At 72.5% G+C, this 26,350-nt stretch carries 19 protein-coding genes; 8 read left to right on the top strand and 11 right to left on the bottom strand.

Features of this window, described 5'->3' with window-relative positions:
• Position 1 precedes the first annotated feature (1 nt).
• Positions 2-1,588: a glutamine-hydrolyzing GMP synthase gene (gene guaA / locus ACJX2R_RS23565; RefSeq protein ID WP_262699143.1), complete on the bottom strand. Its 1,587-nt coding sequence runs from the start codon at positions 1,586-1,588 to the stop codon at positions 2-4.
• 306 nt (positions 1,589-1,894) lie between these two features.
• Between guaA and ACJX2R_RS23570 the strand changes: the two genes are divergently transcribed.
• Entirely contained in the window at positions 1,895-2,191 is a 297-nt protein-coding gene (locus tag ACJX2R_RS23570) for a chorismate mutase (protein ID WP_413101750.1), read from the top strand.
• Between the two features lie 731 nt (positions 2,192-2,922).
• Positions 2,923-3,930 (top strand): LAETG motif-containing sortase-dependent surface protein, encoded by a 1,008-nt coding sequence (locus tag ACJX2R_RS23575; RefSeq protein WP_413101751.1) that lies wholly within the window; start codon positions 2,923-2,925, stop codon positions 3,928-3,930.
• A 120-nt stretch (positions 3,931-4,050) separates the two neighbouring features.
• Here ACJX2R_RS23575 and ACJX2R_RS23580 read toward each other — a convergent pair whose 3' ends face one another.
• The 6 genes from ACJX2R_RS23580 to ACJX2R_RS23605 form a co-directional block, all read right to left on the bottom strand.
• Positions 4,051-5,964, bottom strand: coding sequence for a GMC oxidoreductase (locus tag ACJX2R_RS23580; protein WP_413101752.1), 1,914 nt, complete (start codon positions 5,962-5,964; stop codon positions 4,051-4,053).
• 13 nt (positions 5,965-5,977) lie between these two features.
• The gene (locus ACJX2R_RS23585; RefSeq protein WP_413101753.1) at positions 5,978-7,588 is read right to left on the bottom strand and encodes a succinic semialdehyde dehydrogenase; all 1,611 of its coding nucleotides are present in this window, start codon (positions 7,586-7,588) and stop codon (positions 5,978-5,980) included.
• Positions 7,589-7,698: 110 nt separating this feature from the next.
• Entirely contained in the window at positions 7,699-9,585 is a 1,887-nt protein-coding gene (locus tag ACJX2R_RS23590; RefSeq protein WP_413101754.1) for a serine/threonine-protein kinase, read from the bottom strand.
• A 77-nt stretch (positions 9,586-9,662) separates the two neighbouring features.
• A complete protein-coding gene (locus tag ACJX2R_RS23595) occupies positions 9,663-11,381 on the bottom strand; it encodes a protein kinase domain-containing protein (protein ID WP_413101755.1) in 1,719 nt (572 codons plus the stop codon).
• A gap of 209 nt (positions 11,382-11,590) precedes the next feature.
• Positions 11,591-12,958 carry a M64 family metallopeptidase gene (locus ACJX2R_RS23600; protein ID WP_413101756.1) on the bottom strand — a complete coding sequence of 456 codons (1,368 nt, stop codon included), beginning with the start codon at positions 12,956-12,958 and terminating at the stop codon, positions 11,591-11,593.
• A 225-nt stretch (positions 12,959-13,183) separates the two neighbouring features.
• Positions 13,184-14,542: an alpha/beta fold hydrolase gene (locus tag ACJX2R_RS23605; RefSeq protein ID WP_413101757.1), complete on the bottom strand. Its 1,359-nt coding sequence runs from the start codon at positions 14,540-14,542 to the stop codon at positions 13,184-13,186.
• Between the two features lie 67 nt (positions 14,543-14,609).
• On the opposite strand from ACJX2R_RS23605, the gene ACJX2R_RS23610 reads away from it, so the two are divergent.
• The 3 genes from ACJX2R_RS23610 (at position 14,610) to ACJX2R_RS23620 (ending at position 18,710) form a co-directional block, all read left to right on the top strand.
• The gene (locus ACJX2R_RS23610; RefSeq protein WP_413101758.1) at positions 14,610-16,094 is read left to right on the top strand and encodes a helix-turn-helix domain-containing protein; all 1,485 of its coding nucleotides are present in this window, start codon (positions 14,610-14,612) and stop codon (positions 16,092-16,094) included.
• 457 nt (positions 16,095-16,551) lie between these two features.
• A complete protein-coding gene (locus ACJX2R_RS23615; RefSeq protein ID WP_262699152.1) occupies positions 16,552-17,220 on the top strand; it encodes a response regulator in 669 nt (222 codons plus the stop codon).
• A complete protein-coding gene (locus ACJX2R_RS23620) occupies positions 17,217-18,710 on the top strand; it encodes a histidine kinase (RefSeq protein WP_413101759.1) in 1,494 nt (497 codons plus the stop codon). The genes ACJX2R_RS23615 and ACJX2R_RS23620 overlap by 4 nt, the downstream gene beginning before the upstream one ends.
• Positions 18,711-18,808: 98 nt before the next feature.
• On the opposite strand, the gene ACJX2R_RS23625 is transcribed toward ACJX2R_RS23620, so the two are convergent.
• Positions 18,809-19,186, bottom strand: a complete 378-nt coding sequence (locus tag ACJX2R_RS23625; RefSeq protein ID WP_262699276.1) for an STAS domain-containing protein — start codon at positions 19,184-19,186, stop codon at positions 18,809-18,811.
• 311 nt (positions 19,187-19,497) lie between these two features.
• Between ACJX2R_RS23625 and ACJX2R_RS23630 the strand changes: the two genes are divergently transcribed.
• Both ACJX2R_RS23630 and ACJX2R_RS23635 read left to right on the top strand, forming a co-directional pair.
• Positions 19,498-20,082, top strand: coding sequence for a sigma-70 family RNA polymerase sigma factor (locus ACJX2R_RS23630; protein ID WP_413101760.1), 585 nt, complete (start codon positions 19,498-19,500; stop codon positions 20,080-20,082).
• Complete coding sequence (locus ACJX2R_RS23635) at positions 20,079-21,668, top strand: zf-HC2 domain-containing protein (protein ID WP_413101761.1); 1,590 nt, start codon at positions 20,079-20,081, stop codon at positions 21,666-21,668. The genes ACJX2R_RS23630 and ACJX2R_RS23635 overlap by 4 nt, the downstream gene beginning before the upstream one ends.
• Positions 21,669-21,719: 51 nt before the next feature.
• Here ACJX2R_RS23635 and purU read toward each other — a convergent pair whose 3' ends face one another.
• Both purU and ACJX2R_RS23645 read right to left on the bottom strand, forming a co-directional pair.
• Positions 21,720-22,589, bottom strand: a complete 870-nt coding sequence (gene purU, locus ACJX2R_RS23640) for a formyltetrahydrofolate deformylase (protein ID WP_413101762.1) — start codon at positions 22,587-22,589, stop codon at positions 21,720-21,722.
• A 51-nt stretch (positions 22,590-22,640) separates the two neighbouring features.
• The gene (locus ACJX2R_RS23645; RefSeq protein WP_044573757.1) at positions 22,641-23,087 is read right to left on the bottom strand and encodes an SCO4402 family protein; all 447 of its coding nucleotides are present in this window, start codon (positions 23,085-23,087) and stop codon (positions 22,641-22,643) included.
• A gap of 171 nt (positions 23,088-23,258) precedes the next feature.
• Between ACJX2R_RS23645 and ACJX2R_RS23650 the strand changes: the two genes are divergently transcribed.
• Complete coding sequence (locus tag ACJX2R_RS23650; protein WP_413101763.1) at positions 23,259-24,569, top strand: ABC transporter substrate-binding protein; 1,311 nt, start codon at positions 23,259-23,261, stop codon at positions 24,567-24,569.
• A gap of 73 nt (positions 24,570-24,642) precedes the next feature.
• On the opposite strand, the gene ACJX2R_RS23655 is transcribed toward ACJX2R_RS23650, so the two are convergent.
• Complete coding sequence (locus ACJX2R_RS23655) at positions 24,643-26,253, bottom strand: hypothetical protein (RefSeq protein ID WP_413101764.1); 1,611 nt, start codon at positions 26,251-26,253, stop codon at positions 24,643-24,645.
• Positions 26,254-26,350 lie beyond the last annotated feature (97 nt).

Here is a 26,350-nt window from a genome sequence, read left to right on the forward strand (position 1 = left end):
GTCACTCCCACTCGATGGTGCCGGGCGGCTTGCTGGTGATGTCCAGCACCACCCGGTTCACCTGGTCCACCTCGTTGGTGATGCGGGTGGAGATCCGCGACAGCACGTCGTACGGCAGCCGCGACCAGTCCGCCGTCATCGCGTCCTCGGAGGAGACCGGGCGCAGCACGATCGGGTGGCCGTAGGTGCGGCCGTCGCCCTGGACGCCGACCGAGCGGACGTCGGCGAGCAGGACCACCGGGCACTGCCAGATGTCGCGGTCCAGACCGGCGGCGGTCAGCTCCTCGCGGGCGATGGCGTCGGCCTCGCGCAGCAGGTCCAGGCGCTCCTTGGTGACCTCGCCGACGATACGGATGCCCAGGCCCGGCCCCGGGAAGGGCTGGCGGTGGACGATCTCGTCCGGCAGGCCGAGCTCCTGGCCGACCATCCGCACCTCGTCCTTGAACAGCCGGCGCAGCGGCTCGACCAGTTGGAACTCGATGTCGTCGGGCAGCCCTCCCACATTGTGGTGGGACTTGATGTTGGCGGTGCCGGTGCCGCCGCCGGACTCCACGACATCGGGGTAGAGGGTGCCCTGGACCAGGAACTCCACGTCCTCACCGGCCGCGCCCGCCTCGGCCACCAGCTCGGCCTGCGCCTGCTCGAAGACCCGGATGAACTCCCGGCCGATGATCTTCCGCTTCTCCTCGGGGTCGGACACCCCGGCGAGCGCGGTGAGGAAGCGCTCCTCGGCCTCGACGACCTTCAGCTGCACGCCGGTGGCCGCCACGAAGTCCTTCTCGACCTGCTCGGACTCGCCCTTGCGCATCAGCCCGTGGTCCACGTAGACGCAGGTCAGCTGGTCGCCGATGGCCTTCTGGACGAGGGCGGCGGCCACGGCGGAGTCCACACCGCCGGACAGCCCGCAGATCGCGCGCTTGGTGCCGACCTGCTCCCGGATCGCGGCCACGGACTCCTCGACCACATTGGTGGTGGTCCAGGTGGGCTCCAGGCCGGCGCCCCGGTAGAGGAAGTGCTCCAGCACCTGCTGGCCGTGGGTGGAGTGCATCACCTCGGGGTGGTGCTGCACGCCGTACAGCCTGCGCTCATCGCATTCGAACGCCGCGACCGGCACCACATCGGTGGACGCGGTGACGGTGAAGCCCTCGGGGGCCTGGGAGCAGGCGTCGCCGTGCGACATCCACACCTGCTGCTCCTCAGGGGTGCCCGCGAAGAGCGTCGAGCCCTGCTTGGTGACGGTGAGCGCCGTACGGCCGTACTCCCGCGCCCCGGTGTTGTCCACGGTGCCGCCGAGCGCCTTGGCCATCAGCTGGAAGCCGTAGCACATGCCGAAGACGGGGACGCCCGCCTCGAAGAGCGCCCGGTCGAGCGTGGGCGCGCCCTCGGCGTAGACCGACGAGGGGCCGCCGGAGAGGATGATCGCCTTGGGGTTCTTGGCGAGCATCTCGGCCACCGGCATGGTGGACGGAACGATCTCGCTGTAGACCCGGGCCTCACGGACCCTGCGGGCGATGAGCTGGGCGTACTGCGCGCCGAAGTCGACGACCAGGACGGTGTCGGGGGCGGCAGCAGGGGACGCTGATGGCACTTCGGCGGCCTTCCGGCGGTGGTGGCGTGCGGTGGAACAGGGCTGCGGCGGGGCCACGGCTTCGGGGCGGGACCGCAGGTTTGGACTTTCGATTCTAACGGGCCCATAATCGACGCCATGTCCACGCGCATGACCTTCGTCTTTACCTATGGCACCGGCCCGTCCGGCTGCCATGGTCGTGCTGCGTAAACACTGACAGCGACTTCCCAGGCGCCCCGGGCCGGCAAAGGCCCGGGGCGTTCTGTCTTGTCTCCGGGTCTCGACCGGACTCCAGGGGCTCCGCTACACGGACCAGGAGATATGGACATGAGCAGCAGCGTTTCGGCCACGGAGGCCGCCGAGGCCACGGAGGCCACCAAGGCCGCCGATGTGATCGGCACCGCGCGGGAGCGGATCGACGCCCTCGACGGGCAGATCCTCGATCTCGTCCGGGAGCGGATGGCCGTCTCGGCCACCGTCCAGGAGGCGCGGATCGCGGCGGGCGGGCGGCGGGTGCACCTCTCCCGCGAGATGGAGATCCTCGACCGCTACCGGCAGCGGCTGGGCAAGCCCGGTACGACGCTCGCCATGACGCTGCTGGAGCTGTGCCGGGGCCGGATCTGATCCCTCCGTGTCCGATCCCTCCACCGTCCTCGCGGCCACGGGCAGGCGAAGGGCCCCGGGGGCGCCCGAGCGGGGCGGGCGCCCCCGGGGCCCTAGGCGGTCAGCACCGGCGTCAGGGCAGCGCCGGTGCTGAGAGGCGGCGCCGGGGGGTTGCGCCGCTGGCTTATGGGGCCCGCATATCAGGGGTGTCTGAACGGCGTACGCCCGCGTGGTCGGACCAATGTCGGGGTGTGACCGGGGGCGTTTTCCCTCTCAGCATCGTGGTGGATGCGGAGCGCCGGGCGCAAGCATTTCGACCGGATACGGTCGGCCCCAGGCGTCCCCGGGGCCGACCGCCCTTAGGTGGTGACCGGGCTGCTGTCCCCTGCCGACCGGTCACCTCGCCGAAGCGAGGTCCCACGACGGGCCGCCTGAATCACCGCAGGGGCCGCGTCTCATCGCTGCGGCGGATCTGAGCCACGCGTGGATTTTCCGGGCCGCTCCTGGCTGGCGCGGCATCGGGCACAACGAGCCCGCGCGCGGGCCGGTCACGCGCCGTACGGGTGACGACGTGCGAGGCAGGGCGCCTGTCGCGGATTCTGTGACCATTCCGTGAGCAACCGTGAAGGCAACCTTTCAGCCATTCGCCTGGTCATGTACGTGCAAACGCACGGCCATCCCGCGCCCCACCGCGACGGCCTTCCACACGCGTATCGCCCCCAGGGGATACGTACGGACCCAGAGAGGTCTTCATGAAGCTTCGCCGCGCCCTGGCGGCCGCCGCAGCGACGGCCGCCATAGCCCCCGCCGCGCTTCTCGCGGCCCCCGCTGCCTTCGCGGAGACGCCGAGCGACAGCCCGTCGCCGTCCGCCTCCGAGACCGTGACGCCGTCCCCGGACGACCCCGCGCCGTCGCAGACCCCGACCGACGAGGCCACGCCGACCACCCCGGCGCCGTCCACGAGCGCCACCCAGCCACCGACCCCCGGCGACCCCTCTCCCTCCTCCACCCCGACCGAGAGCGCCACCCCGACCCCGACGCCGACCTCGACCGAGGAGCCGGGCGACGGCGAGTGCGCGGACGACGGGGACTACAACGAGGACCCGGAGCTCAGCACGACCCTGGTCGGCCTGCCGTCGAAGGTCGTGGCGGGCAGTGGCTTCCACGGCTTCAAGTTCCAGGTGAAGAACGAGTCGGACCGCGCCTACCAGCGGGTCGACTTCGGGCTCTTCGCGGGCACGGTGCACGAGTCCGCCCCGGACGGGACGGGCAAGTACCTGACCCTTCAGTACAAGGACCCCAAGTCCGGCGCCTGGAAGGCGATCTCCACCGACGAGAGCGACCCGGGCTCCGGCTACATCGGCTACACCGATGTGCGCCCCCACGAGACCCTTACGGTCGACCTCCGGCTGAGCGTCGCCAAGAGCGCGCCCGAGGGCTTCGGCTACGCCATCAGCGTCGGGGTGTACGCCGACGACGAGGGCAACTGCGTCTACTCGACCGGTGAGTACTACGAGTTCGACGTGTTGAAGGCGGGTTCGGAGCCGGGCCATGTGCCGCCGGCCGACCCGAAGCCGCAGGGTGGCGAGAAGCCGCTGCCGCACAAGCCGGAGGGCGACACGGAGATCAGCCCGAAGGGCAGCCTGGCCGAAACGGGTTCCTCCTCCGCGCTGCCGATGATCGCCGTGATCGGCGGTGTGGCGATGGCCGCGGGCGGAGGCGCGGTCTTCGTGGTCCGTCGCCGTCGCGCCACGGTCTGACGGTCCTCGCGAGGGTTCTGAGGGGCGCCGTACGGGCTGTTCTCCGGCCCGTACGGCGCCCCGGCGCTCAGGCGCGCGGCCGGAGTCCGTACGGCGCCCCGGCGGTCGGCTGCGCGGCGCTCAGGCGCGCGGCGGGACCTTCGGCACCGGCAGCAGCGGGAGCCGCAACGCCCCGAAGGCGTCCGCCGGTACGGCGGGGCTGCGCGGCGGGACGGGCCGCAGGCGCTCGTACGGCGCCCCCGGGGCCGGGCGCGGGTCGGACTCGCCCTTGTTCGGCCACAGGGACATCGCCCGCTCGGCCTGTGCCGTGATGGTCAGGGACGGGTTGACGCCCAGGTTGGCCGAGACGGCGGCGCCGTCGACCACATGGATGCCCGGATGGCCGTAGAGCCGGTGGTACGGATCGATGACGCCCTCTTCCGGGGACGCCCCGATCGGGCAGCCGCCGAGGAAGTGGGCGGTCAGCGGGGTGCCCATGAGCTCGCCCACATTGCTGCCCGCGAAGCCGTTGATCGAGTCGGCGATGTGGCGGGCCGCCTCGGCGCCCTCGGGGATGTGGTCGGGATTGGGCTCACCGTGGCCCTGGCGGGCGGTGAGCAGCCCCTTCCCCGGCCCCTTCGGCTTTCGGTAAGTGGTCAGCGAGTTGTCGTGCGTCTGCATGACCAGCCCGATGATGGTCCGCTCCGACCAGCGGCGGTTGGACAGCGAGCGCACGGCCAGGGTGGGATGCCGGAGGTTGGCGCCCAGGAAGCGCAGCCAGCGCGGAACACGCCCGCCGTGCGGGATCTGGAGGATGGAGAGCATCCCCATCGCGTTGGATCCCTTGCCGTAGCGGACGGGCTCGATATGGGTGTTCTCGTCCGGGTGGATGGACGAGGTGATCGCGACGCCCCGGGTGAAGTCCGCCCGCCCCTCCCCGCCCCGCGCGCGGCGGTAGCGGCGGTCGGTGGTCTGCGCGCCCACCAGGGCCTCGGAGTTGGTGCGGGTGAGGATGCCGAGCCGCTCCGAGACGCGCGGCAGCAGCCCCTTGTCCCGCATCGTGTGCAGCAGCGTCTGGGTGCCGTAGGTACCGGCGGCGAGGACGACGTACCGGGAGCGCAGCGCCTTCGGCTTGCCCTTACGGCGGCTGTCGGTCGGGACGGTGGTGACCGTATAGCCGCCGTGCGGGTCGTCGCACAGGGCGACGACGGTCGTCATCGGGTGGACCACGGCTCCGGCCCGCTCGGCGAGGTGGAGATAGTTCTCGTTGAGGGTGTTCTTGGCGCCGTGGCGGCAGCCGGTCATGCACTCACCGCACTCCGTGCACGCCTTACGGGACGGGCCCGCGCCGCCGAAGTACGGATCGGGAACGGCCCCGCCCGGCGCGGCCTTGGTGGTCCCGTCGGCGTCGTGGCCGTCGCCGAAGAAGACCCCCACGGGCGCCATATGGAAGGTGTCGCCCACGCCCATCTTCTCGGCGGCCGCCTTGAGGTGGACATCGGACGGGGTGAGGGTGTGGTTGAGGCGCGCCCCGAGCATCCGCCGCGCCTGGTCGTAGTACGGGCTCAGCTCCTCCCGCCAGTCGGTGATGTGCCCCCACTGGCGGTCCCGGAAGAACGGCTCGGGCGGTACGTAGAGGGTGTTGGCGTAGTTGAGCGAGCCGCCCCCGACCCCGGCGCCCGCCAGCACCATGACCTTGCCCAGGACATGGATGCGCTGGATGCCGAAGCAGCCGAGGGCCGGGGCCCAGAGATAGTTGCGGAGGTCCCAGGAGCTCTTGGGCAGGGTTTCGGGGGTGAAGCGGCGGCCCGCCTCGAGGACGCCGACCCGGTAGCCCTTCTCGGTCAGGCGCAGGGCCGACACCGATCCGCCGAATCCCGAGCCGATCACGATCACGTCGTAGTCGAAGTCACCGTCACCGTCGTCGGCGTCGGCGTGGGCGTCGGCGGCGGCGGCGTCGGCATGGGCGTTGAGATCGTCGGCGAAGTCCTCGTCATGGCCGGGCTCTTGTGCCCGCTTTTGGGCAGACCTCTCCCCTGACACTGGTACCTCCATTGAAATGTGCTGGTCAGCGCAGGCGCAGTGCCTTGAGCGCACGCAGGCTGCGGGTCATGAAGTCCGCGTATTTCTCGTCCGTCATCCCGAAGGCCGGGCCGAGCGGCATCAGCCGCTGCTGGGCGACCGTCTGCGGTTCGGTGAACCTGAGGATGCCCTCGGAGCCATGGCGGCGGCCGAGTCCGGAGTCGCCCATGCCGCCCATGGGCGACGCGACGCTGCCGAAGGCGGCGGCGTAGCTCTCGTTCAGGTTGACGGTGCCCGCGCGCAGCCGGGTGGCGATCGCGCGGCCGCGCCGGGAGTCCTTGGTCCAGACGCTGGCGTTCAGACCGTAGGACGTCGCGTTGGCGCGCTCGACGGCCTCGTCCTCGTCGCGGAAGCGGTAGACGGAGACGACCGGGCCGAAGGTCTCCTCGGTGCAGACGGCCATCGGGGACTCCACGCCGTCCAGGATCGTCGGCTCGTAGAAGTACGGGCCGACGTCGGGGCGGGCGCGGCCGCCGGCGAGCACCGTGGCGCCCTTGGAGACGGCCTCGTCCACATGGCGGGTGACGGTCTCCAGCTGGCGCTCCGAGACGAGCGAGCCCATCTCCGCCCCGTACGCGAGGGCGGTGCCGAGCCGCATGGCCTTCGTACGGGCCGCGAAGCGCTCCAGGAAGTCGTCAGCGATCGACTCGTGGACGTACAGCCGCTCCATGGAGATGCACAGTTGTCCGGCGGAGGCGAAGCTGCCGCGCACCGCGCCGTCGACCGCGCGGGCGAGGTCGGCGTCGCGCAGCACCAGCATGGCGTTCTTACCGCCGAGTTCGAGGGAGCAGCCCACCAGGCGGGCGGCGGCGGCCTGGGCCACCTCGCGGCCGGTGCGGGTGGAGCCGGTGAACGCGACGTAGTCGGCGCGCTCGACCACGGCGGGGCCCACCACCGGGCCGTCCCCGATCGCGATCTGCCACACCCCGGCCGGAAGTCCGGCCTCGACCATGAGCTCGCGCGCCCACAGGGCGGACAGCGCGGTCTCGGTGTCGGGCTTCATCACCACGGCGTTGCCCGCCACGAAGGCGGGAATCGCATCGCCCACGGAGAGCTGGAGGGGGTAGTTCCAGGGCGCTATGAGGCCCACGACCCCGCGCGGCTGGCGCAGTTCGGTGACCTTGGTGAGGGTGGGCACCGCGCCCAGATGCCCCTTGGGGCGCAGATACGCGGGCGCCTTACGGCCGTAATGGCGGGCCACGATGGCGACGCCCTGGATCTCCTCCTGGGCGTGCAGCCGGGTCTTGCCGGTCTCCAGCTGGATCAGGTCCAGGATCTCCGGCTGGCGGCGCAGCAGCAGATCGTGGAAGCGGAGGAGGACGGCGGCGCGCCGGCGGACGGGCGTCGCGGCCCAGGCCCGCTGGGCGGCACGGGCGTTCTCAAAGGCGGTGGCGACGTCCTCGGGGGTGGACTCGGGCAGGGCGGCGGCGAGGACTTCCCCGGTGAACGGGGTGTGGCTGACGGTGGTGCCGCTGCCGCCGACGCCCCGGGTGAGCCGGGTGATCAGCTCGGGAGTGACGACGTCGGCGGCGGTGCGGGCGCCTTCGGGGGCGACCGGGTTGCCGGCGCCGCCCTGCGTGATGTGCGAGTCCGTCATGGGGGCGAGAGTAGGCCCGCCCGGCGGCTTTGGGTACCCGGCGGTAACAACTTTCGTCCCCTGGCCCCGGGCGGACCCGGCCAACTCCCACGGAGCCCGTCGATACCCCCTCAGAGCTTGTCGATCTTCAGATTCCGTACGACCCGCTCGTAGAGCTCCTCGCCGTCCCTCTGGGCGTCGCCATTGGCGGGCATGGAGACCGTCAGATCCCAGGCGACCTTGGCCTTGTTGACGTAGAGGTGATCGCGCTTCACATATCGGACGGGGTTCTTGTTGCTGCTGGTCCCGTACGGCAGATAGGAGGTGGTGACGTCCCGCGCCTCCTTCCCCTGCTGCTTCGACCCGGCCTTCTCGCTCTTGGCCTCCTCGACCGTCGCCTCGCCGCCGTCCTTGTAGAAGGCCACGATCTGGTCCGCCGCCGCGTCGAGGTCCGCGGGGTCGTTCTCGCCGTCGGGGGTGGACCGCCGCAGGGAGACGCTGAAGACACCGCTGGGGTCGTAGTACGTGACCACCGGGTTGTCCGAGTCGCTGTCGTCCTGGACCCGCCGGTACTCGCCCGGCACGGCCAGGGACGCGCCCACGACATCGCGCTCCTCCCGGACCGTCCAGCCCGGCGGCAGCCCCTCACCGGAGAACGGCTTCACGATCGTGAGCACCAGGGCGGCCGCCACCACCAGCACCAGACCGCCCAGCCCGAACTGCGCCTTACGGTTCTTGTGCAGGATCGGCGGTACGAAGCGGCTGCCCGTGGACTGCCCGCCGCCCGGCGGGAATCCGGCCGTGGCGAGCATGGTGGGCACCGACTGCGGCTCCCGCGCCGCAGCCGCCAGGGCCTGCCGCACCTCGGGCACCGCCGGGCGCATCGCGGGGTCCTTGCGCAGCAGTTGCATGATGAGCGTGGCGAGCGGACCGGTGGCCCGCGCGGGGACCTGCGGTTCGGAGCCGAGCACGGCCTGGAGGGTCGCGGGGGCGTGGGAGCGGCGGAACGGCGACATGCCCTCGACGGCCGCGTACAGCACGACCCCGAGCGACCACAGGTCGGACTCCGGCCCCGGCCGCTGGCCCAGCACCCGCTCGGGCGCGATGAACTCGGGCGAGCCGACGAAGCCACCCGTCTCGGTGAGCCGCTGCTCGCCCTCGATCTGCGCGATGCCGAAGTCGGTGAGCACCACCCGGTCGCTCCGGCCGAGCAGCACGTTGTCCGGCTTCACATCGCGATGCAGCACGCCCGCCTCATGGGCCGCCGCCAGCGCGCCGAGCACGGCGAGGCCGATCCGGGCCGCCTCGCGCGGATCCAGCGTGCCCTCCGTCAGCCGGTCGCCCAGCGACTGGCCGCGCACCAGCTCCATCACGATCCACGGGCGGCCGTTCTCCACCACCACGTCGTGGACGGTGACGACCGCGGGGTGGTCGATCCGCGCCGCGGCGCGCGCCTCGCGCTCCATCCGCTGATAGACGGTCTGCCGCTCGCGCTCGGGGAGATGGTCGGGGACGCGCGGCTCCTTGACCGCGACATCGCGGTCCACGATCTGGTCGTGCGCACGCCAGACGGTGCCCATACCGCCGTGGCCGAGGCGGGAGACGAGCTGATAGCGGCCGCCGATGAGCCGCCCGCTGCTCGGGTCCTGCGAGGCGGGCCGCTCTCCGGCGGGCGCCGCTTGGCCAGATCGCTGCCCGGCGGGTACCGCTTCGCCAGGCCGCTGCCCGGCGGGCGGCTGGGCGCCGCCGCGCGGATCGGCGAGCTGCGTCGGCTCGTACGCGCCCCGCGACGGCCTCGCCGCCTCGGCCCCGGCCCCGGCCTCCTGGCCCGGCTGCCGGGCCCCCTGGGACCACTCGGATCCCTGGGACCGCTGGGCCCCTTGGTGCGCCTCATGTGCCTCGGGCACCTCGGGCACCTCGGGTGGCGGCTGCGGCGCCGGCACCGGGGCGGCCGGAGCGTGCGGTGGCCGCAGGCTGTAGCTGGTGGGCTCGTTCACCCGTCCCCCGTCGTTCGTCATGCGCCCATCATTACCCAGTCGGCGGCACCCCTGTGGAGACGCCGTGGGCGCTCGTGACAAAGCCGTTGCGACGTCGCTCAGTTCTCCGCGCCGGGGCGTACGAACGTGGCGGCGGCGGTGTCGAAATGCCGCTTGCCCAGGGATTTCTCACCCACGGGGGCGGATAGCCACAGGTCATACATTTTACCGTTTTCATTCCAGCTCAGGTCGTATGTCTGCCGTGAGCCGCCGTCGTCGGCCGAGCCGTTCCAGATGAACGCCCACAGGGCGGCGGGGCGGCCGTTGTGCTCGGTCTCGATGACCTGGCCGCTGCGGTAGCCCGGATAGTCCTGCGGGCCCTTGGCGTCCGCCTTACGGCTGAGCCCGAGCGGGCCCTCGGGGCTCTGCTCCTGGACGTGGATCCCGATCCGGAACTCCATACCGGGCGAGTTGTAGTAGACCCGGGGCGCCTTGTACTCGCGGGCGAACCCCTCGGGCACGGCGAGCGAGAAGCCGAGCGGGTCCTTGACCAGCTCATAGCCGTCGGGAATCCGGTCCGACGGGCTCGCCGTGGGCTCGGAGTCCTTCACGGGCCGCTGCGGCGCCTTCTCGGGGGCGCCCGGGCTCCGCGAACTCCCCTTGTCGGCGCTCTGGCTCGTACGACCGCCCAGCGCCGCCTCGCCGTCACCGCCCCCCTCGTCCAGCAGCGCCACGACACCCGCGGCCACACCGGCGAGCGCGACCACCGCCGCGGCCGCCATAAGGACCGTACGGCGGCGCCCGCCACGGCCACCGGAACGGGACCGGGCGGCGGGGGCGGCCACGGGGGCGGGGGCGGCCGGGTGCGCGGAAGCGGGGAACGGCGCGGGGGAGGACACCGGAGACACCGCGGGCGGCACGGGTACGGACGCCGACGAACCGCGGCCGTCCGGCCCGAACGGCACGCTGGGCTGGGTCGGGGTGTACTCCAGCGGGATCTCCGGGGTGTCGCCCACCTCCTGGGCCATCAGCAGCATCCGCTCGACCTCGTCGGCGCTCAGCCGCTCCTCAGGAGCCCGCCGCAACAGCCCCTCGATGACCGGTGTCAGGGGCCCTGCCGCCTCCGGCACGGGGATCTCGTCGAAGACGACGGCGTGCAGCACCCCGGCCAGCGACTCGCGGTGGAACGGGGATTCACCGCCCACCAGCGTGCAGAGCAGCACCCCGAGCGACCACAGGTCCGACTCCGGCCCGGTCCGCCGTCCCGACATCCGCTCCGGCGCGGTGTATTCGGGCGAGCCCACGAACGAACCGGTCTCGGTGATCGTGGTGGACCCGGTGACCTGCGCGATCCCGAAGTCCGTCAGCACGACCCGGCCGGTGCCCGACTCCACCAGCACGTTGGCGGGCTTGATGTCGCGGTGCAGCACGCCGCGCACATGCGCGGCGCGCAACGCGCCCAGCAGCGCGGTCGCGATCCGCCCCGCCTCACGCGCCCCGACGGGGCCGTCCGCGCCCAGCCGGTCGGCGAGCGAGAACCCGTCGACCAGCTCCATGACGATCCAGGCGCAGTCGTCCTCCTCGATCACATCGTGGAGGACGATCACGTTCGGATGCTTGATCTGTGCGACGGTCCGGGCCTCGCGCAGGGTGCGCTCGCCGCGCAACTGCGAGTCGAAGGCCGTGAGCCCCTCGTCCACATGGAGTTCCTTGACCGCGACATCGCGGCCCAGCAACTCGTCGACGGCCCGCCAGACCGTGCCCATTCCGCCGCGTCCGAGCCGTGTGGCCAACCGGTAGCGGTTGGCGATCAGACGGCCTTCTCCCCCGGTACCCATGGGCTCATCTTGCCTCACCCCACCGAGGCCCTCGAACACCGGACCACCGACCCGCCCTCACGGGCGATTGAGCCCGGGCGCGCCATACGGAAGTCTGGGACCCGCCGATGTTAAAGGGGCGGACCGCGGCCGCCCCTTATCGGGCACGAAAGTGGGCCGCCCCGCAGCGGGGGTCCACGGGGCGGCCAGTCAAGGGAGGACGGGAAGGGTCAGCCGGTGACCTTCCACGTCCGGGAGCCGCTGAGCAGCTTCCGCAGGGCTGGGTCCTTCACCGCGCTCGTGCCGTCCGTCGCCTTCGCGGTGACCTTATGGGTCGCTCCGTCGCTCGGGACGCCCAGCGACGCCGGAGTCACGCTCGTCTTACCGTTCGCGGCGGTGACCTCCGCCCCGTCCACGTACCACGTCAGCGACGCGCCCTTGGGCACGTCCACCTCGATGCCCGCCGACCGCTTTACGGCCGTCGCGGTGGCCGTACGGCTGCTGAGGGCGCTGGCGTGGCGGTAGAAGCCCGCGATCATCGCCTCGCGGCCGGGGAGGCTGAACTCCCGCCCCAGGGTGCGCATGATCGAGTTGTCCGTGGGGCGGTTGATGCCCTTGGGGTAGTAGCGGCCGCCCTCGTAGGCGCCGACCGTGCCGCCGTCGGGCGAGGTCTGGCCGATCCAGCGGTACCACTTCTTCTGCTGGGCGGTCAACTGCGCCGCGCTCAGCTTGGTGGCGTTGGACTCGTCGGGCTCGGCGCCCGTGTAGGTGCCGTACTCCGGGTAGAAGTACTCGTCGGCCAGCTTGCCGAGCGAGTGGCCGGTCTCGTGGACCGCGATCTGGTCGGAGTCGGCGTGGTCGGAGGCGGCGGTGGCGATGCCGTCATAGCCGACCTGCGAGGTGAGGGTGTAGCCCGCGCCGCCGTACTTGGTGGAGTTGGACAGCACGACCACCAGATCGGCCTGCGGCGCCTTGGCCGCGTACGACTCGACCTTGGCGGTGTCGACGCACAGCAGCCGCTCGATGTCGTCGCACCAGAAGTACGAGCCGAGGGCGGTGTCCTTGACGACGCCCTTGGACGGGTCGCCGGAGACGCCGGACTGGTTGGAGACGGCGTCCACCGTCCAGACGTTGAAGAGGTCCTTGTACGAGGCGTAGGGCTGCACGGCGGACATCTGCTCCCACTTGGAGCGCGCGTCGGCGTGGAAGTCCTCCTGCTGGCCCGCGGTGTAGCCGTCGCCGATGAAGACGACGTCCAGCTTGTCGGCCGTGGTGCCGTTGTCGGCGACCGAGCCGACCTGGCCGTCGGCGGCGGCCTCCTTGGCGGACAGGGAGCGGGCGGCGCGGGCCAGCCGCTCGGGAGTGGCGGCCGGGACCTCGGTGTGGCGGGGGTGGCCGCCCGGTCCGGTGAAGTACTCCACGTCCAGGGCGCGCGGCGACGAACCGGCGTCAGCGGCGGCGGCCGAGCCGGACGCTCCGGGCGACGCCGTGGCCGGCGCGGTCATGGCCGCGGCCGCCGCCAGGGCGATGCCTCCGGCGACGGCCGCGGTGCGCAGGGGGAAGCGGCTGCGTATGCGGCTCCGTATGCGTCTGCGCACGGTGACTCCCGAAGTCCTCGCGATAAGCGGCCAGTTAAGCAGGATTAATTCGCCGCTCAACCTAAGGGGTCCGGGTGTCGGGGGCAATGGGAATTAGGGAAGTGGCTAGGAAATCGGGCACCGCACAACCATGCGGCGCGCTCATCGCTCGCCCCCTCCCCTCCTCCCGTTCGCCCCCTCCCGACCTGCCGCTCGGCCCCTCCTTCCGGCTCAGCCCTTCCCCGCTCAGCCCCTCCCGTCGCGCGCCAGCCACAGCAGCCGGTCCAGGACCCGGCGGCCCCCGGCCCGGATCCCGTCGTGCTCGAACTCGTCCGTCACCCAGGTGCGCACGCCCCGGATCGCCCGCGCGGTGGCCAGGGAGTGCCCCGTGTCCACGTACAGGTCGTCGTGGTAGATCACGGCGGCCACCGGCACGGTGTTACGGGCCAGCCGCTCGGTGTCGTACAGCGGGCCCCAGCCGGTGCGCGCGGCGAGCAGTTCCGCGGTGCGGGCGAGCGGGCGCAGCGCCGCGTGGGTGTCCAGCATCCAGGGGTGCACCGTCTCGCCCGTAAGGAGCACAGGACGGTCCTCCGCGACCGCCTTACCGGCGTCGAACGCGGGGAATTCGGCGCGGACCCGCTCCGCGGCCCAGTCGGTGGCCCGGCCGTCCTGGGCGTAGGTGGACTCCAGCAGCAGGCTGTAGAGCGGGGTGGCGGCGCGGGAGAGCACGGCCGCCACCTGCTCGCGGAAGGCGTCGCTCAGCCGCGGCCCGTCGGCGGTGGGCACGAACACGTCCTCCAGGAGGTAGTGCAGCCGGTGCGAGCCGTCGCCGGTGCCGAGCAGGAAGCCGAGCTGCTGGAGGGCGGGGACGGTGAGCCGGGTCCCGTCCGTAAGGACCTCCTCGTGGTCGGTCAGATGCCGCACCAGGGCCCGTACGGTGTCCGCGTCCCGCGGATAGCGCGCGTAGTGGGCGAGGGTCTTGCGCTCCATCCGCGGATAGGCGGTCCGGTAGACGGCGTCCGCGTCGGTGCCGGGGTCGATCGCGGGCAGTCCGCCGGCCAGCAGCACCGCGTCCAGCCCCTCGGGCGCGTGGGACAGATAGGTCACCGCGCAGAAGCCGCCGAAGCTCTGGCCGAGCACGGTCCACGGGCGGTCCCCCATGAGCCGGCGCCGGATCAGCTCGCAGTCGCGGACGATCGCGTCGGCGCGGAAGTGGGAGAGGTACTCGGCCTGTTCCCCGGGTCCGCCGCGCAGCGGCAGGGTCTGGCGGTTGGCCGGGGTGGAGCGGCCGGTGCCGCGCTGGTCGAGCAGGAGCACGCGGTATTCGTCCAGCGCGCGGTCCAGCCAGCCGGAGCGGCCCACCGGGCGGTCCGCGCCGCAGCCGGGCCCGCCCTGGAGGTAGACCAGCCAGGGGAGCCGCTCGCGCTCGGCGGCGGATTTGCCCGCGGCGACGACCTCTCGTGCGTAAAGCCGGATCAGCTCGCCCTCGGGAGCCTTATGGTCGAGCGGTACGTCGAAGTGATAGTCGGCGAGGAGCAGTTCCGGCTGACGGACGGTCGTCACGGCGCCCGGCCCGGCCGGTACCGCTGTGCTTGCCTGCTGCATCCTTCAATCCTCACGTTAAATGGACTTAGCCCGGCGATTAAGTTACCGCCGGGGAGAAGAGGGCACGGTGGCCGACAGAAGCGCCGGTGACGGGCGGACGGCGGGAACGGTGACGGGGGCGGCCGGGGCGGAGTCAACCGCCGAGATAGGGCGCCGGGTGTTAAGACTGCGTACCGAACGCGGCTTCACCCAGCGTCAACTGGCCGAGCCCGCGTACACCGCCGCCTATGTCTCCACCCTCGAGGCCGGGAAGGTGCGCCCCTCGGAGGCCGCGCTGCGCCATCTCGCGGACCGGCTCGGCATCAGCTACGAGGAGCTGACCACCGGCCGCTCACCCCGCGACGCCACCCGGCTGCGCGCCGCCGTCACCGACGCCCGGCGGGCGCTGGCGACCGGCGCCGCCGAGGACGCCGCCATGCTCTTCGCGGAGGTGCGCGACGAGGCGGAGCGGCTCGGGTTCGCCGAGGAGCGCTCGGCGGCCCTGCTGGGGCTCGGCGACTGCGCGCTGGAGACCGGTGACCTCACCGTCGCCCGGGACCACTTCGAGGCCGTGGAGCGGCTGCTCGCCGGGGAACCGCTGCCCCGCCGGATCCCGGCGATCCGCGGCCGGGCCGTGGCCCACCTCCTCGCGGGCGAACTGCGCTACTCCTGCTATCTGCTGGAGAGCTCCATCGACGAGCTCAACGCCTCGGGGCTGCACGACCCGTACGCGCTGCTGCTGCTCTATACGGCGGCCATCGCGCCCTATATGGACATGGGGGCGCACGCCCGTGCCGTACGCGCCGCCGAGTTGGCGCTCGCGCTGGCGCCGAGCGTGGACGACCCGGGGCTCATCGCCCGGATGCACCGCGGAGTGGCCCGCACCCTGATCGCCGAGGGGCGGACGGCGGAGGCCGACGCCTCCCTGGCCAAGGCGCAGGAGCTGTACGAGCAGCTGCGCATCCACACCGACCTGGCGCACTGCCACTGGATGCGCGGCTACGTACACGCCCAGGACGGCAATCTGGAGCGCGCCGAACGCGAACTGCGCACCGCCCGCGACATGCTGGCCTCCAAGCGGGCCGCGCTGTTCACCGTGCAGGTCGAGGTCGAGCTGGCGGATGTGCTGCGCCGTCGCGGCCGTACGGCGGAGGCGGAGGCCCTGCTGCTGCCGCTGCTGGCGAGCACCCCCGCCGCGGGGGCCGCGAACACCGCCGGAGAGCCGGGCGAGGCGCCGAGCGAGGCCGGGACGGACGCGGCGCCGGGCCAGGCCGGGCTGACCGCCGACCGCGGCGCGGTCCACGCGGGCGGCGCCCACCGGCTGCTGGGCCTGATCGCGGACGAACGGGGCGACGCCGAGGCCGCGGAGGAGCACTACTGCGCGGCGCTGTCCCTGCTCGAACGCACCGGCGCGGCCGGTGACCTGGCCGACCTGTGCCGACTGCTGGGCGATCTGCTGCGCCGGGAGGGCCGCCAGGAGGCCGCGATGGACGCCTACCGCACCGGGCTCGGCCACCGCGCCGCGCCCGGCACCACCACCCTGGGCCCGGCCCCCGCCGAGCCCCCCATGTGAGGCGTCCATCGGCCCCTCCCGCCCCCACCGACCGCCCGCCCGGCCCCTCCCCGTAGCTTCTCGGGGGCCGGCCGGCGCCTGGGTCGCCGGGCCGAGCGCCTGGTCGGGGCGCACCGCACGGCGGGCGGTCGGAGAGACGAACAGGCCGCCGCGTGTGGGGGTCGCGGCGGCCTGACCGCGGCAACGCCCCGCTGCCGTGTCCGCCGATCGCGCATCGGGAGGCACTCCGGCGCGGTCACGGGGCTGGGGTTCGGGACGACCCCACGGGGTGATGCGGCTTGCGATCCACTCTGCCTGCCGGGAGCCACCATGGAAATCCACCATTGGTCTGCCGTCACCCCCTCCGACCGGCGGGGGTGTTCCCGCCCACTGACGGAGCCAACCACTCCATATTCGCTCTCCGATGAGGCAGGCTGTCCGGGCAATGGGCATGACAGCTGAGGACAGGGAGCGGCCGGTGATCCGTGTGGCTGTAGTGGACGACGAGGCGCTCGTACGATCCGGTCTGCGACTGATCCTGGGCACGGCCCCGGACATCGAAGTGGTCGCCGAATGTTCCGGAGCATTCGCCGTGGACACGGTGCTGGGCAGCAAGGCCGATGTGGTGCTGCTCGACATCCGGATGCCGGACGCCGACGGGCTCAGCGTCCTCAGACAGTTGCGGGCCGCCCCCGCCTCCCCCGCCGTGGCGATGCTGACGACCTTCGACGTCCAGGAGTACCTGGCGGCCGCGCTGCGCGCCGGGGCCGCGGGCTTCCTCCTCAAGGACACCGATCCGGAACAGCTGGTACGGGCCGTGCGCACGCTCGCCGAGGGCGGCAGCGTCCTCGACCCGGCCGTCACCCGCGCCGTGATCGGCGGCTATCTCGCCGCCGAGGCGGAGGCGACGGCGGCCGAGGCCGTCGAGGCGCTCACCCCGCGCGAACGCGAGGTGCTGACGCTGCTGGGCGAGGGGCTCGCCAATCCGCAGATCGCCGAGCGGATGGGGCTGGCGCCCAGCACCGTCAAGGACCATGTACGGGCGGTGCTCGGCAAGTTGGGCGGGCTCAACCGCGTCCAGGCGGCGATCGTCGCCGACCGCGCCGGGCTCGTCACCAGCCGTCCGCCGATAGGTGGCCCCCGATGACCGTCTCCCCGCTGCCCCCGCCCCGGAGTTCGTCCCCCGGCACGCCGGGTACGCCTGGCGCGTCCGGTACACCGGGCACGTCCGGTACGCCCGGCGCGTCCCCGGCCCCGTCGCCCGCGCCCACCTCCTCCCCCTCCTCGCCGCCGCCCGCCCCGGCCTCCCGGCGGCGGCCGCCACAGCGGGTCATGCGCTGGGGCTCGCTGATCGTCCCCGTCCTGCTCGCGGTCGCCGACGCGCTGCTCGTCAACGGCGTCACCTTCGGCCTGGAGCTCAACGTCTCGCTGGTGGCGGCGGCCGCGCTGCTGGTGCGCCGGAAGCTGCCCGCGCTGGTCTTCCTGGTCACGCTGCCGGGGATCCTCATCGGCTACGTCTGGTTCGCGCCGATGATCGCCCTCTACACGGTGGCCCGACTCCGCCCCGACCGGCGGCTGCTGGGCGTCTCCGCGCTGCTGCTGGCCGCCGCGCACTTCATCCCCTGGCCGGTCTCCGACTTCGAGCCGACCGCGTACCGGGAGAACACCCTCACGCTGATCGACGCGTGTGTGACCTCGGTGGGGCCCATCGCACTGGGCCTCCTGGTGCGTACGCGCGGGGAGCTCGCCGCCCGGATCGAGGACCTGACCCGCAGCCGCCGCCACGCCGACGAGCTGATCGCCGAGCAGGTGCTGTCCACCGAACGCGCCCGGCTCGCCCGCGAGATGCACGATGTGGTCGCCCATCAGGTCAGCCTCATCAGCCTCCAGGCCGGTGCGGTGCAGATCAGCGCGGAGGACGCGAAGGCGCGGGAGGGCGCGCGGACTATCCGCGAGCTGTCCGTACGGACCCTGGACGAACTCCGCCATATGGTCGGCATCCTGCGCGCGGCGGGCGGCGACCACGAGGAGCTGACCCCGCAGCCCCGGCTGGCCGACCTGCCCCGGCTGATCGAACTCAGCGCGCTGGACGTCAGCTTCGAGACGGACGGCGCGACCCAGCGGCCGGGTCACCCGGAGGCGGTGGAACGGGCCGCCTTCCGCATCGTTCAGGAGGCGCTGACCAACGTCCGCAAGCACGCTCCGGGGGCGCGGGTGACCGTACGGGTCAACGACGCGCAGCCGGACGGGCCGGAGGCGGCGGGCGGGCCGGGAGCGGCTGATGGGCCGGGAAGGGATCGCGAGGCGGTTCGGGGAACGGCTCAGGGAGCGGCGTCCGGGGCAGCTCAAGGAACGGGGCCCGCGACGGCGTCCGGGTCGGAGTCCGGGGCGGCGGCGTCCGGGGCGGCTCAAGCGGCGGAGGAGACGCGGGGCCTGCGGGTCGAGGTGCGCAACGGCCCGCCCGACGCCTCCGCCGTGGCCCCGGGGCTGCCGGGCGGCGGTCACGGTCTGGTCGGGCTGCGGGAACGCGCACAGTTGCTGGGCGGCACACTGGAGGCCGGGCCCACGAAGGAGGGCGGCTTCGTCGTACGGGCCGACTTCCCCAAGACCCCGCGCGTCACGGGTCCGGCGGCATGAACGGGCCGCACAGCGCCCTGGTCGCGCCCGCGGGCGCGACCAGCCACGACGGCGCCGTGGACGATCGGCGGCAGGTCAGGGCACTTCCGGCGGAGCGCTTAGGCCGACAGGGGGTCGACCGCGTCCTCGTCGTCCCCGTCCAGCTCCGTGGCCGCCCCCAGGTCGGGGTAGACGTCGAACAGCCGCCGCACCCCCAGGGCCGCCAGCACCCGGTGCACATGCGAACCGTGCGCGGCGTCCTGCGGCGGCAGGATCAGCCGCAGCCGACCCGAGCACGACCGCATCAGCCGACGCGCCGCGATCAGTACGCCGACCCCGCTGGAGTCGCAGAACCGGACCTCCGAGAGATCCAGAACCAGCCAATGGCGGCCCTCGGCGACCGCGTCGTGGACGTGCTGCCGGACTGCGGGCGAGGTCACCAGGTCCATCTCTCCCGCGACCTGGAGAACGACCCACTCCCCCCGCCGGTCCTCCATCACCTTCAACGTCACGCGCCCGAAGCCCTTCGCTCGCCGCTAACCGGAATTTGCTGTTCCCGGGCGGCTGCCCGCCCGTCGGCGCATGAAACTCCCCCAGGCATACGCCTTGAGGGACGACCCTATGCCGCGCCGAAGCGTTTCGTCTCCCCGATCCTGCGCAAAGCGACCGTCCCAATACCATGCGCAGCCTCGTTCTCACGCACTTTGCCTGATGGACGCGTGTTGTGAGAGCCACCGGCATTACATTCGATATGAACGTGGGCATAGTGCCTGGAGGGCCGGCCGGACAACTCGGGATTGGGGGCCGCATGGCGAATGACGCACCGCCCCGCTGGGATCGCAGGATGCAACAGCGCCTGGCACGCGGCGAAGCGGCCGCGCTTGCCGAGCTCTATGACCGATTTGCCTCGCTTGTCCATACTTTGGCGTATCGGGTCCTCGAGGACGACACCGGTGCCGACCGCGTCACCAGGGAAGTCTTCGGCTATGTCTGGGAGAACCCGGACGCGTACGACCCCCAGCAGGGCTCGCTGCGCGCCTGGATCGCCATGCTCACCCAGCGCCAGGCGGTGCACCGGCTGCGCGCGTCGCAGACCACCTCGGCCCGCGGTGACGCTGACGCCCTTACGAGCGAGGCCCTGGAGGAGCGGATCCGCGAGGCGTCCGTCGCCGCCCGCGCCGACTACATCGTCACCTCCATGCCCGCCCCGCTGCGCGCCGCCCTGGAGCTCGCCTACTTCGACCGCCGCGACTACCGCCAGGCCGCGGCCGCCCTCGGGGTGACCGAGGACGAGGCCAGGCGCCGCCTCCGACTGGGCCTCCAGCTGCTGTCCACGGCCCATGTCCAGCCGCCCCGCGCGGTCTCGCCTCCCGGCTACGGACGGGCGCTGTGACCGGGCGCGGCGGGCCGGACCCGTACGACGACGCCTACGGCGAGAGTTCCGGCGGCTCCGGTTCCGGTTCCGGGGACGGAAGAGACGGGCCCGGACGGGGCAGCGACGCGGATCTGCCGCCCCACCCCGCCGGGCCACCACGCATACCGCCGCCGCGGCCCGCCGCCGAGGACAGCGGTCACTGGCCGGGCGCCCTGGACGGCGGCATCCCCGCCCCACGCCCGCCCACGGCGGACGAGGCACGGGCGGACGAGGCACGGGCGGACGAGACATCGGCGAAACGGACACCCGGCTCCGGACCGGAAGCGAATCCGGAACCAGAACCGGCATCGGGACGGGAACCAGAACCGGACCCGAAATCGGATGCGCGCCCCGAGCCAGACCCCGAGCCACGTCCGGCCCCGGAACCGCCCGCCTCCGCGGCGCTGCCCGCGCCCGCGCCCGCACCCATCCCACCGGCCGCGCCCGCCCCACCAGCCGCGGCCATCCCACCGGCCCCGCCCCTGGCGGCGCCCACCCCCTCCGCGGCCCATCCGCTCTCGCACGATCTGCTCCGCTCGCTGCTCGGCGCCTGGGCGCTGACCGCGTGCTCGCAGGAGGAGACCTCCGCCGTCGAGGCGCATCTCAACCACTGCCCCTCCTGCGCCGAGGAGGCGCTGCGGCTGCGCGACGCCGTCGGCCTGCTGCACACCGAGCACAGCCTGGACCTCGATCCGATGCTGCGCTCCCGGGTGCTCGCGGGCTGTCTGGGCCGCCGCCCGGCCCGGATACCCATGCCCGGCTGGGCCAGTGCCTACGACGCCGAGGCCGCCCGGCTGGACGCGCTGCTGCGCGACATGGGCGAGGCCGAGTGGCGTGCGCCGGTGCGGCTCAAGTGGTTCGACGGGCGGCGGCTCACCGGCCGGGACACCACCGTCGCCGGGGTGATCGGCCATCTGATGGTCGTGGACGGCATCGTCGCCGCCTCCCTCGGCCTCCCCGACCCGATGGGCGCCGCGATGGGCGCCGCCGCCCCCGGCTCGCCCCTGGCCCGTACGGAGGCGTACTGGCACCACGAGCCGGGCGCCGCGTACGGGGCCGGGCCGCCCGGTGAGGTACGGGAGTTGTGGCGCGAGCAGGGCCATGCCCTGGTCCGTACGGTGTCCTTCGCCGGGCGCGGGGTCGCGGAGCTCGATGTGCCGTACGGGGACTTCGCGCTGCCGATCCGTGACGCGTTCCTCGATCGCGCCCTGGAGTGCTGGGTGCACGCCGGGGACATCGCCGAGGCCATCGACTACCCCTATGAACCACCGGCCTCCGCCCACCTCAAGGCCATGATCGACCTGTGTGCCCGGCTGCTTCCGGGGACGCTGGCCGAACGTCGCCGGGCCGGGCTCGCGGCCCCGCCCCGCCGGCTGGTCGAGGCGGGCACTCCGGGCCGTACGCTCCATCTCCAGGTGGAGGGCACGGGCGGCGGCGACTGGTACATCCCGCTGGACTCCCCGGCGGCGATGGCCGCGCCGGAGGAGGCGGTGGCGGGCCTGTCCGGGGACACCGAGGCGATCCGGGATGTGCTCTTCGCCACAGCGTCCCTGTCCCGCCTCTGAGCGGGCCCTCCGAGTCAGTCGAAGACGGTCAGAAGGCAGTCACGAAGGCAGTCAGTCGAAGACGACCGTACGGTGCCCGTTGAGCAGCACCCGGCGCTCGCTGTGCCACTTCACCGCGCGGGCCAGCGCCTGGCACTCCACATCGCGGCCGACCGCCACCAGCTGGTCCGGGGTGAGCCCATGGCCGACGCGCTCGACCTCCTGCTCGATGATCGGGCCCTCGTCCAGATCGGCGGTCACATAGTGGGCGGTGGCCCCGATCAGCTTGACCCCGCGCGCATGCGCCTGGTGGTACGGCTTGGCGCCCTTGAAGCTCGGCAGGAAGCTGTGGTGGATGTTGATGATCCGGCCCGACAGCTCCTTGCACAGGTCGTCGGAGAGGACCTGCATATAGCGGGCCAGCACCACCAGTTCCACATGCTCCGCGCGCACCAGGTCCAGCAGCCGGGCCTCGGCCTCCCGCTTGGTGTCCTTCGTCACGGGGATGTGGTGGAACGGGATCCCGTAGGAGCCGACCAGCGCCTCGAAGTCCGTGTGGTTGGAGACCACCGCGGCGATCTCGACCGGCAGCGCGCCGATCCGCGACCGGAAGAGAAGGTCGTTCAGGCAGTGCCCGAACTTGCTGACCATGAGCAGGATGCGCATCTTCTCGTCGGCGCGATGGATCTCCCAGTCCATCTGGAAGGACTCGCCGACCGCCGCGAAGCTGGCCCGCAGATCCGCCACCTTCACCGGCGAGACGGCACGGAAGGCCACCCGCATGAAGAAGAGCCCGGTGTCACGGTCCCCGAACTGCTGGCTGTCCTCGATGTTGCAGCCGGTCATGAACAGATAGCTCGACACGGCGTGCACGATCCCCTGCTTGTCCGGGCAGGACAGCGTGAGGATGTACTGGTCGGGGACGGGATGCGACTCGCTCATGACTCCATAGCGTCCCACACCCGCGACAGCGTCCCACACCCGCGACGTCGTTCAGACCGCCTGCGTCATGATCGCCAGCACTTCGAGGGTGCGCGGCGGGATGTCCGGGTCCTCGCCGTCGTTGGTCGCCAGCCGCACATGGGCCTCGCGGGCCGCCCGTACGGCCTCCGGCCAGCCATGGTGCTCGAGGTACGCCGAGACGGGGGCGTCCGCGCCCGCCTGGTGCATGATCCTCAGCACCCGCAGCACGGCGACATCGACCAGCGCCGCCTCCTGCGAGTCACGGAAGATCGTGCCGACGTACTTCTCGGCGGACCAGTTGTCCAGCCAGGTGTCCTCGACCAGCCGGTAGACGGCGTCCGTCACATCCCCGTACCCAGGCTGGCCGGCCAGCCAGCACTCCTGCTGGAAGACGGGATCCGAAAGCATATGCAGCGCCGAGCGCACATTGGTGCGCCAGCGCCACCAGGGCATGTCGTTGACAGGCATGACTCCCATGGTGGTCGAGCGACGGGCGCGACGGGAAGACTTCTCCGAACCTTGCACAGTCACCGATCGTACGTTCTTCACACATAGAGCCGGATCAACCCCCGCTGTTCACCTCTACGTCACCATCCCTTGTCTTGTCATAGCGGCTGCGTTCCTCGCGAAGCACCAAGCTCGCTTGCCATGACCGGACGGCGACGCCCCTCCTCCCGCCCCTTCCGAGCCGCCGTCGCGGCACTGTGTACGGCGGTCGGCGCGTCGCTGCCGTCCGGCTGCGGCGCGGTGCTGTCGAACGAGAGCGACAGCGACCCCATCACCGTCATGACCTGGGCCCCCGAGGGCACCAAAGCGACCAATATGCCGGGAATGCCCGCCATGGCGAAGGCATTTGCCCGCTGGGTCAACGACTCCGGCGGCATCCACGGCCGCAAGCTCGAGGTCATCACCTGCAACGAGCGCAACGACGCCGTCCAGGCCGCAGGCTGCGCCCAGCAGGCCAAGGAGGACAAGGCCGTCGCGGTCGTCGGCTCGTACAGCCAGTACGGCCGGTCCTTCATCTCCCCGCTGGAGGTCGCCGGCATCCCCTACATAGGCGGCTACGGGCTGACGCAGGAGGAGTTCGACAGCCCGTACTCCTATCCGGTCAACGGCGGCCAGGCCGCCCTGCTGGTGGGCAACGGCCGCCAGCTGGCCTCCCGCTGCGAGCGCACCGCACTGGTGCGCCCCGACACCATCGCGGGCGACGAACTCCCCCAGCTCCTCAACACCGGCCTCAGGGCGGGCAATCGCGCCGACGCCCATGACGTACGCGCCCCCGAGGGCGCGGGCGACTACAGCAGGCAGGCCGCCACGGCCCTGGAGGGCGTCGGCGCCGACAGTTCCCTCGGCGGCGCCGACCAGGGCGCGACCCTGGAGAGCTCGTGCGTCACCGCAGCGCTCGGCAACCGCACCGGTACCTTCTTCGACTCGTTCCGCCGGGTGCAGGAGAACCATCCGAAGGTGCGGATAGCCTCCATCCTCGGCGGCGTCCGGCAGTCCCTGATCGACTCCACCGGCGGCACCTCCAGCCCCCTGGAGGGCACCTACGCCACGGGCTGGTACCCGGCCGGGGACGATCCGCGCTGGAACCCGATGAAGAACGTCATCAACAAGTACGCCTTCGACGACAACCGCATCGACCCTGACGACCCCGGGACGCAGACCACCTGGATCGGCTACACGGTGCTGCGCTCGGTGCTGATGTCCCTGCACTCCGACGACATCAGCGCCCGCACCGTGCGCAACGCGCTGGACAACGGCCACGCGGTCAACACCGGCGGGCTGACGCCGACGCTGCGCTGGGGCTACGACGACACGCTGCACGTGCCCAACTACTCGCGGATCGTCAACGCGGACGTCACCTACCAGATGGTGCGCGACGGCCGACTGGTGGCGGTGCGCAAGGGCTTCGTCAACGTGTCCAAGATCCTGGAGCGCTACCACCCGGCGGACTGAGCCACGGACTAGGCCGCAGACCGAGCCACGGACTGGGCCGGGGGCGGCAGCAGCGCCGTCCCCGGCCGCCCGGTCACAGGTCGGTGGCCTGGCGCTGGGTGAGGCCGTACTGGGAGGCGATCGGGTTCCACAGCCCCGAGGCCGTCTTCTTGGCCTGGGTCGCCTCGCCGCTCGCTCGCTCGGCCGCCCCGGCCCGGGGCGAACGGCGGGCCTTGCCCTTGGGGCAGCCCTTCTTGCCGCCGACCTGGTCGGCCCAGGCCGCGTACTCGTTGTCGGCCCTGGCCGAGGACCTCCACGCCCTGGTGAGCGACGCGGTCAGCCGCGCGTGGTCGGGCAGCTTGTCCACCGACAGCTTGCCCAGCCGGGTCACCAGGTCATTGCGCTGGCCCGCGGCGGTCCGCAGATCGGATGCCGCGGTGGTCAGGTCCTTACAGGACTTGATGTTGTCCACGGCCTTGATCACCGATGACCGGCTGTTGTTGCTGTCGGCGAGCAGCGCGTCCAGCGCCTTCGCCTGCGTCTCGACGGGGTCGGGGGCCTTGGACGACTCCGCCGCGCTCGGCGAGGCGCTGCTCAGCGTCGAGTTGTCCTTACCGTCGTCATCGCCGCCCATACTGAGCACGGCTCCAGCGGCGAGTCCGGCGACGGCGCAGCTCGCCACCACCACGATGCCGATGATCATGCCCCGCGACATCCGGCGCCGCCCACCGCCGCCATGACCGCCGTCACCACGGCCGCCGGGCGGCGGTTGCGGAACGTCCGGGCCGAACTGCGGAAGCTGCTGCGTCTCATCGGCGCCACCGCCACCGGCACCGCCGGAGTCGCGGAACAGACCGTCGAACTCCGAGGGCGGCGGCCGGTCCCCGGGACGGCCGGGACGGATCGCGTACGGGGCACTGCCGGGCCGCTCCGGAATCGGCGCGGGCGCGGCGGGCGTGGGCGGGAGCACCGCGGTCTCCTCCGCGGCCGCGGCCGCGGAAGTCTGCTGGCGGTGGGCGCCCCGGCGGCCGGGGCGGACGGCGCGCAGCTGGGTGGTGGACTCGGCCGGTGATTCGGGCCGGTTCTCGGGCGGCAGCGGCACGCTCTTGACCGTGGCGAGCGTGGTGGTGGGGGTGTCCAGGGGCCGCGGGGCCTCACCCGGGACCGGGGGTATGACCTGGGTCTCGTCCGCGTCCCCGGCGGGCTGCGGCGGCATCACCTGGGTCTCGTCGGCGGCCTGGTACGGCAGCTGCTGGGGCTGGTACGGCGACGGGACGCTGTGCGGCGGCTGAGCGCTGTGCGGCGGCTGGGCCGGTCTCTCGGGAGTCGTCCAGCCCTGCTGCTGCCCGTACGGCTGCGCCTCGGGCGGCGGCGGGGCACCGAACTCGGCCCGCGGGGGCAGCTCCCCCTGCGGCGGCGGCGCGCCGAACTCACCCGGCGGCGGCAGTTCGCCCTGCCGCGGCGGTTGGCCCTGCTGCGGCAGTTCGCCCTGCTGCGGCAGTTCGCCCTGCTGCGGCGGTTCCGGAGCGCTCTGCGGCCCCCAAGGCTGCCCCCACGCCTGCCCCCCGGCCGGGGCCCCCTGTTGGGGTTGGGCGTCCGAGGGCCTGTAGTCCCCCTGGGCAGGCAGCACAACCCCCTCGCGCACGGGGTGCGCGGGCGGGACCGCGGGCAGCCGCGGCTCATTCCCCTGACCGCTCTGCGTCACCGGGACTCCTTGGTTATACGGAACGACGGAATCGTCGGGTCACGCTACCGGTTCCCCAGAGGGCGCGGTGCCCATGAGCCCATCGGGACGGAGAGAG

The sequence above is a fragment of the Streptomyces sp. Inha503 genome (genome assembly GCF_047215865.1).
GTDB lineage: Bacteria > Actinomycetota > Actinomycetes > Streptomycetales > Streptomycetaceae > Streptomyces > Streptomyces lycopersici.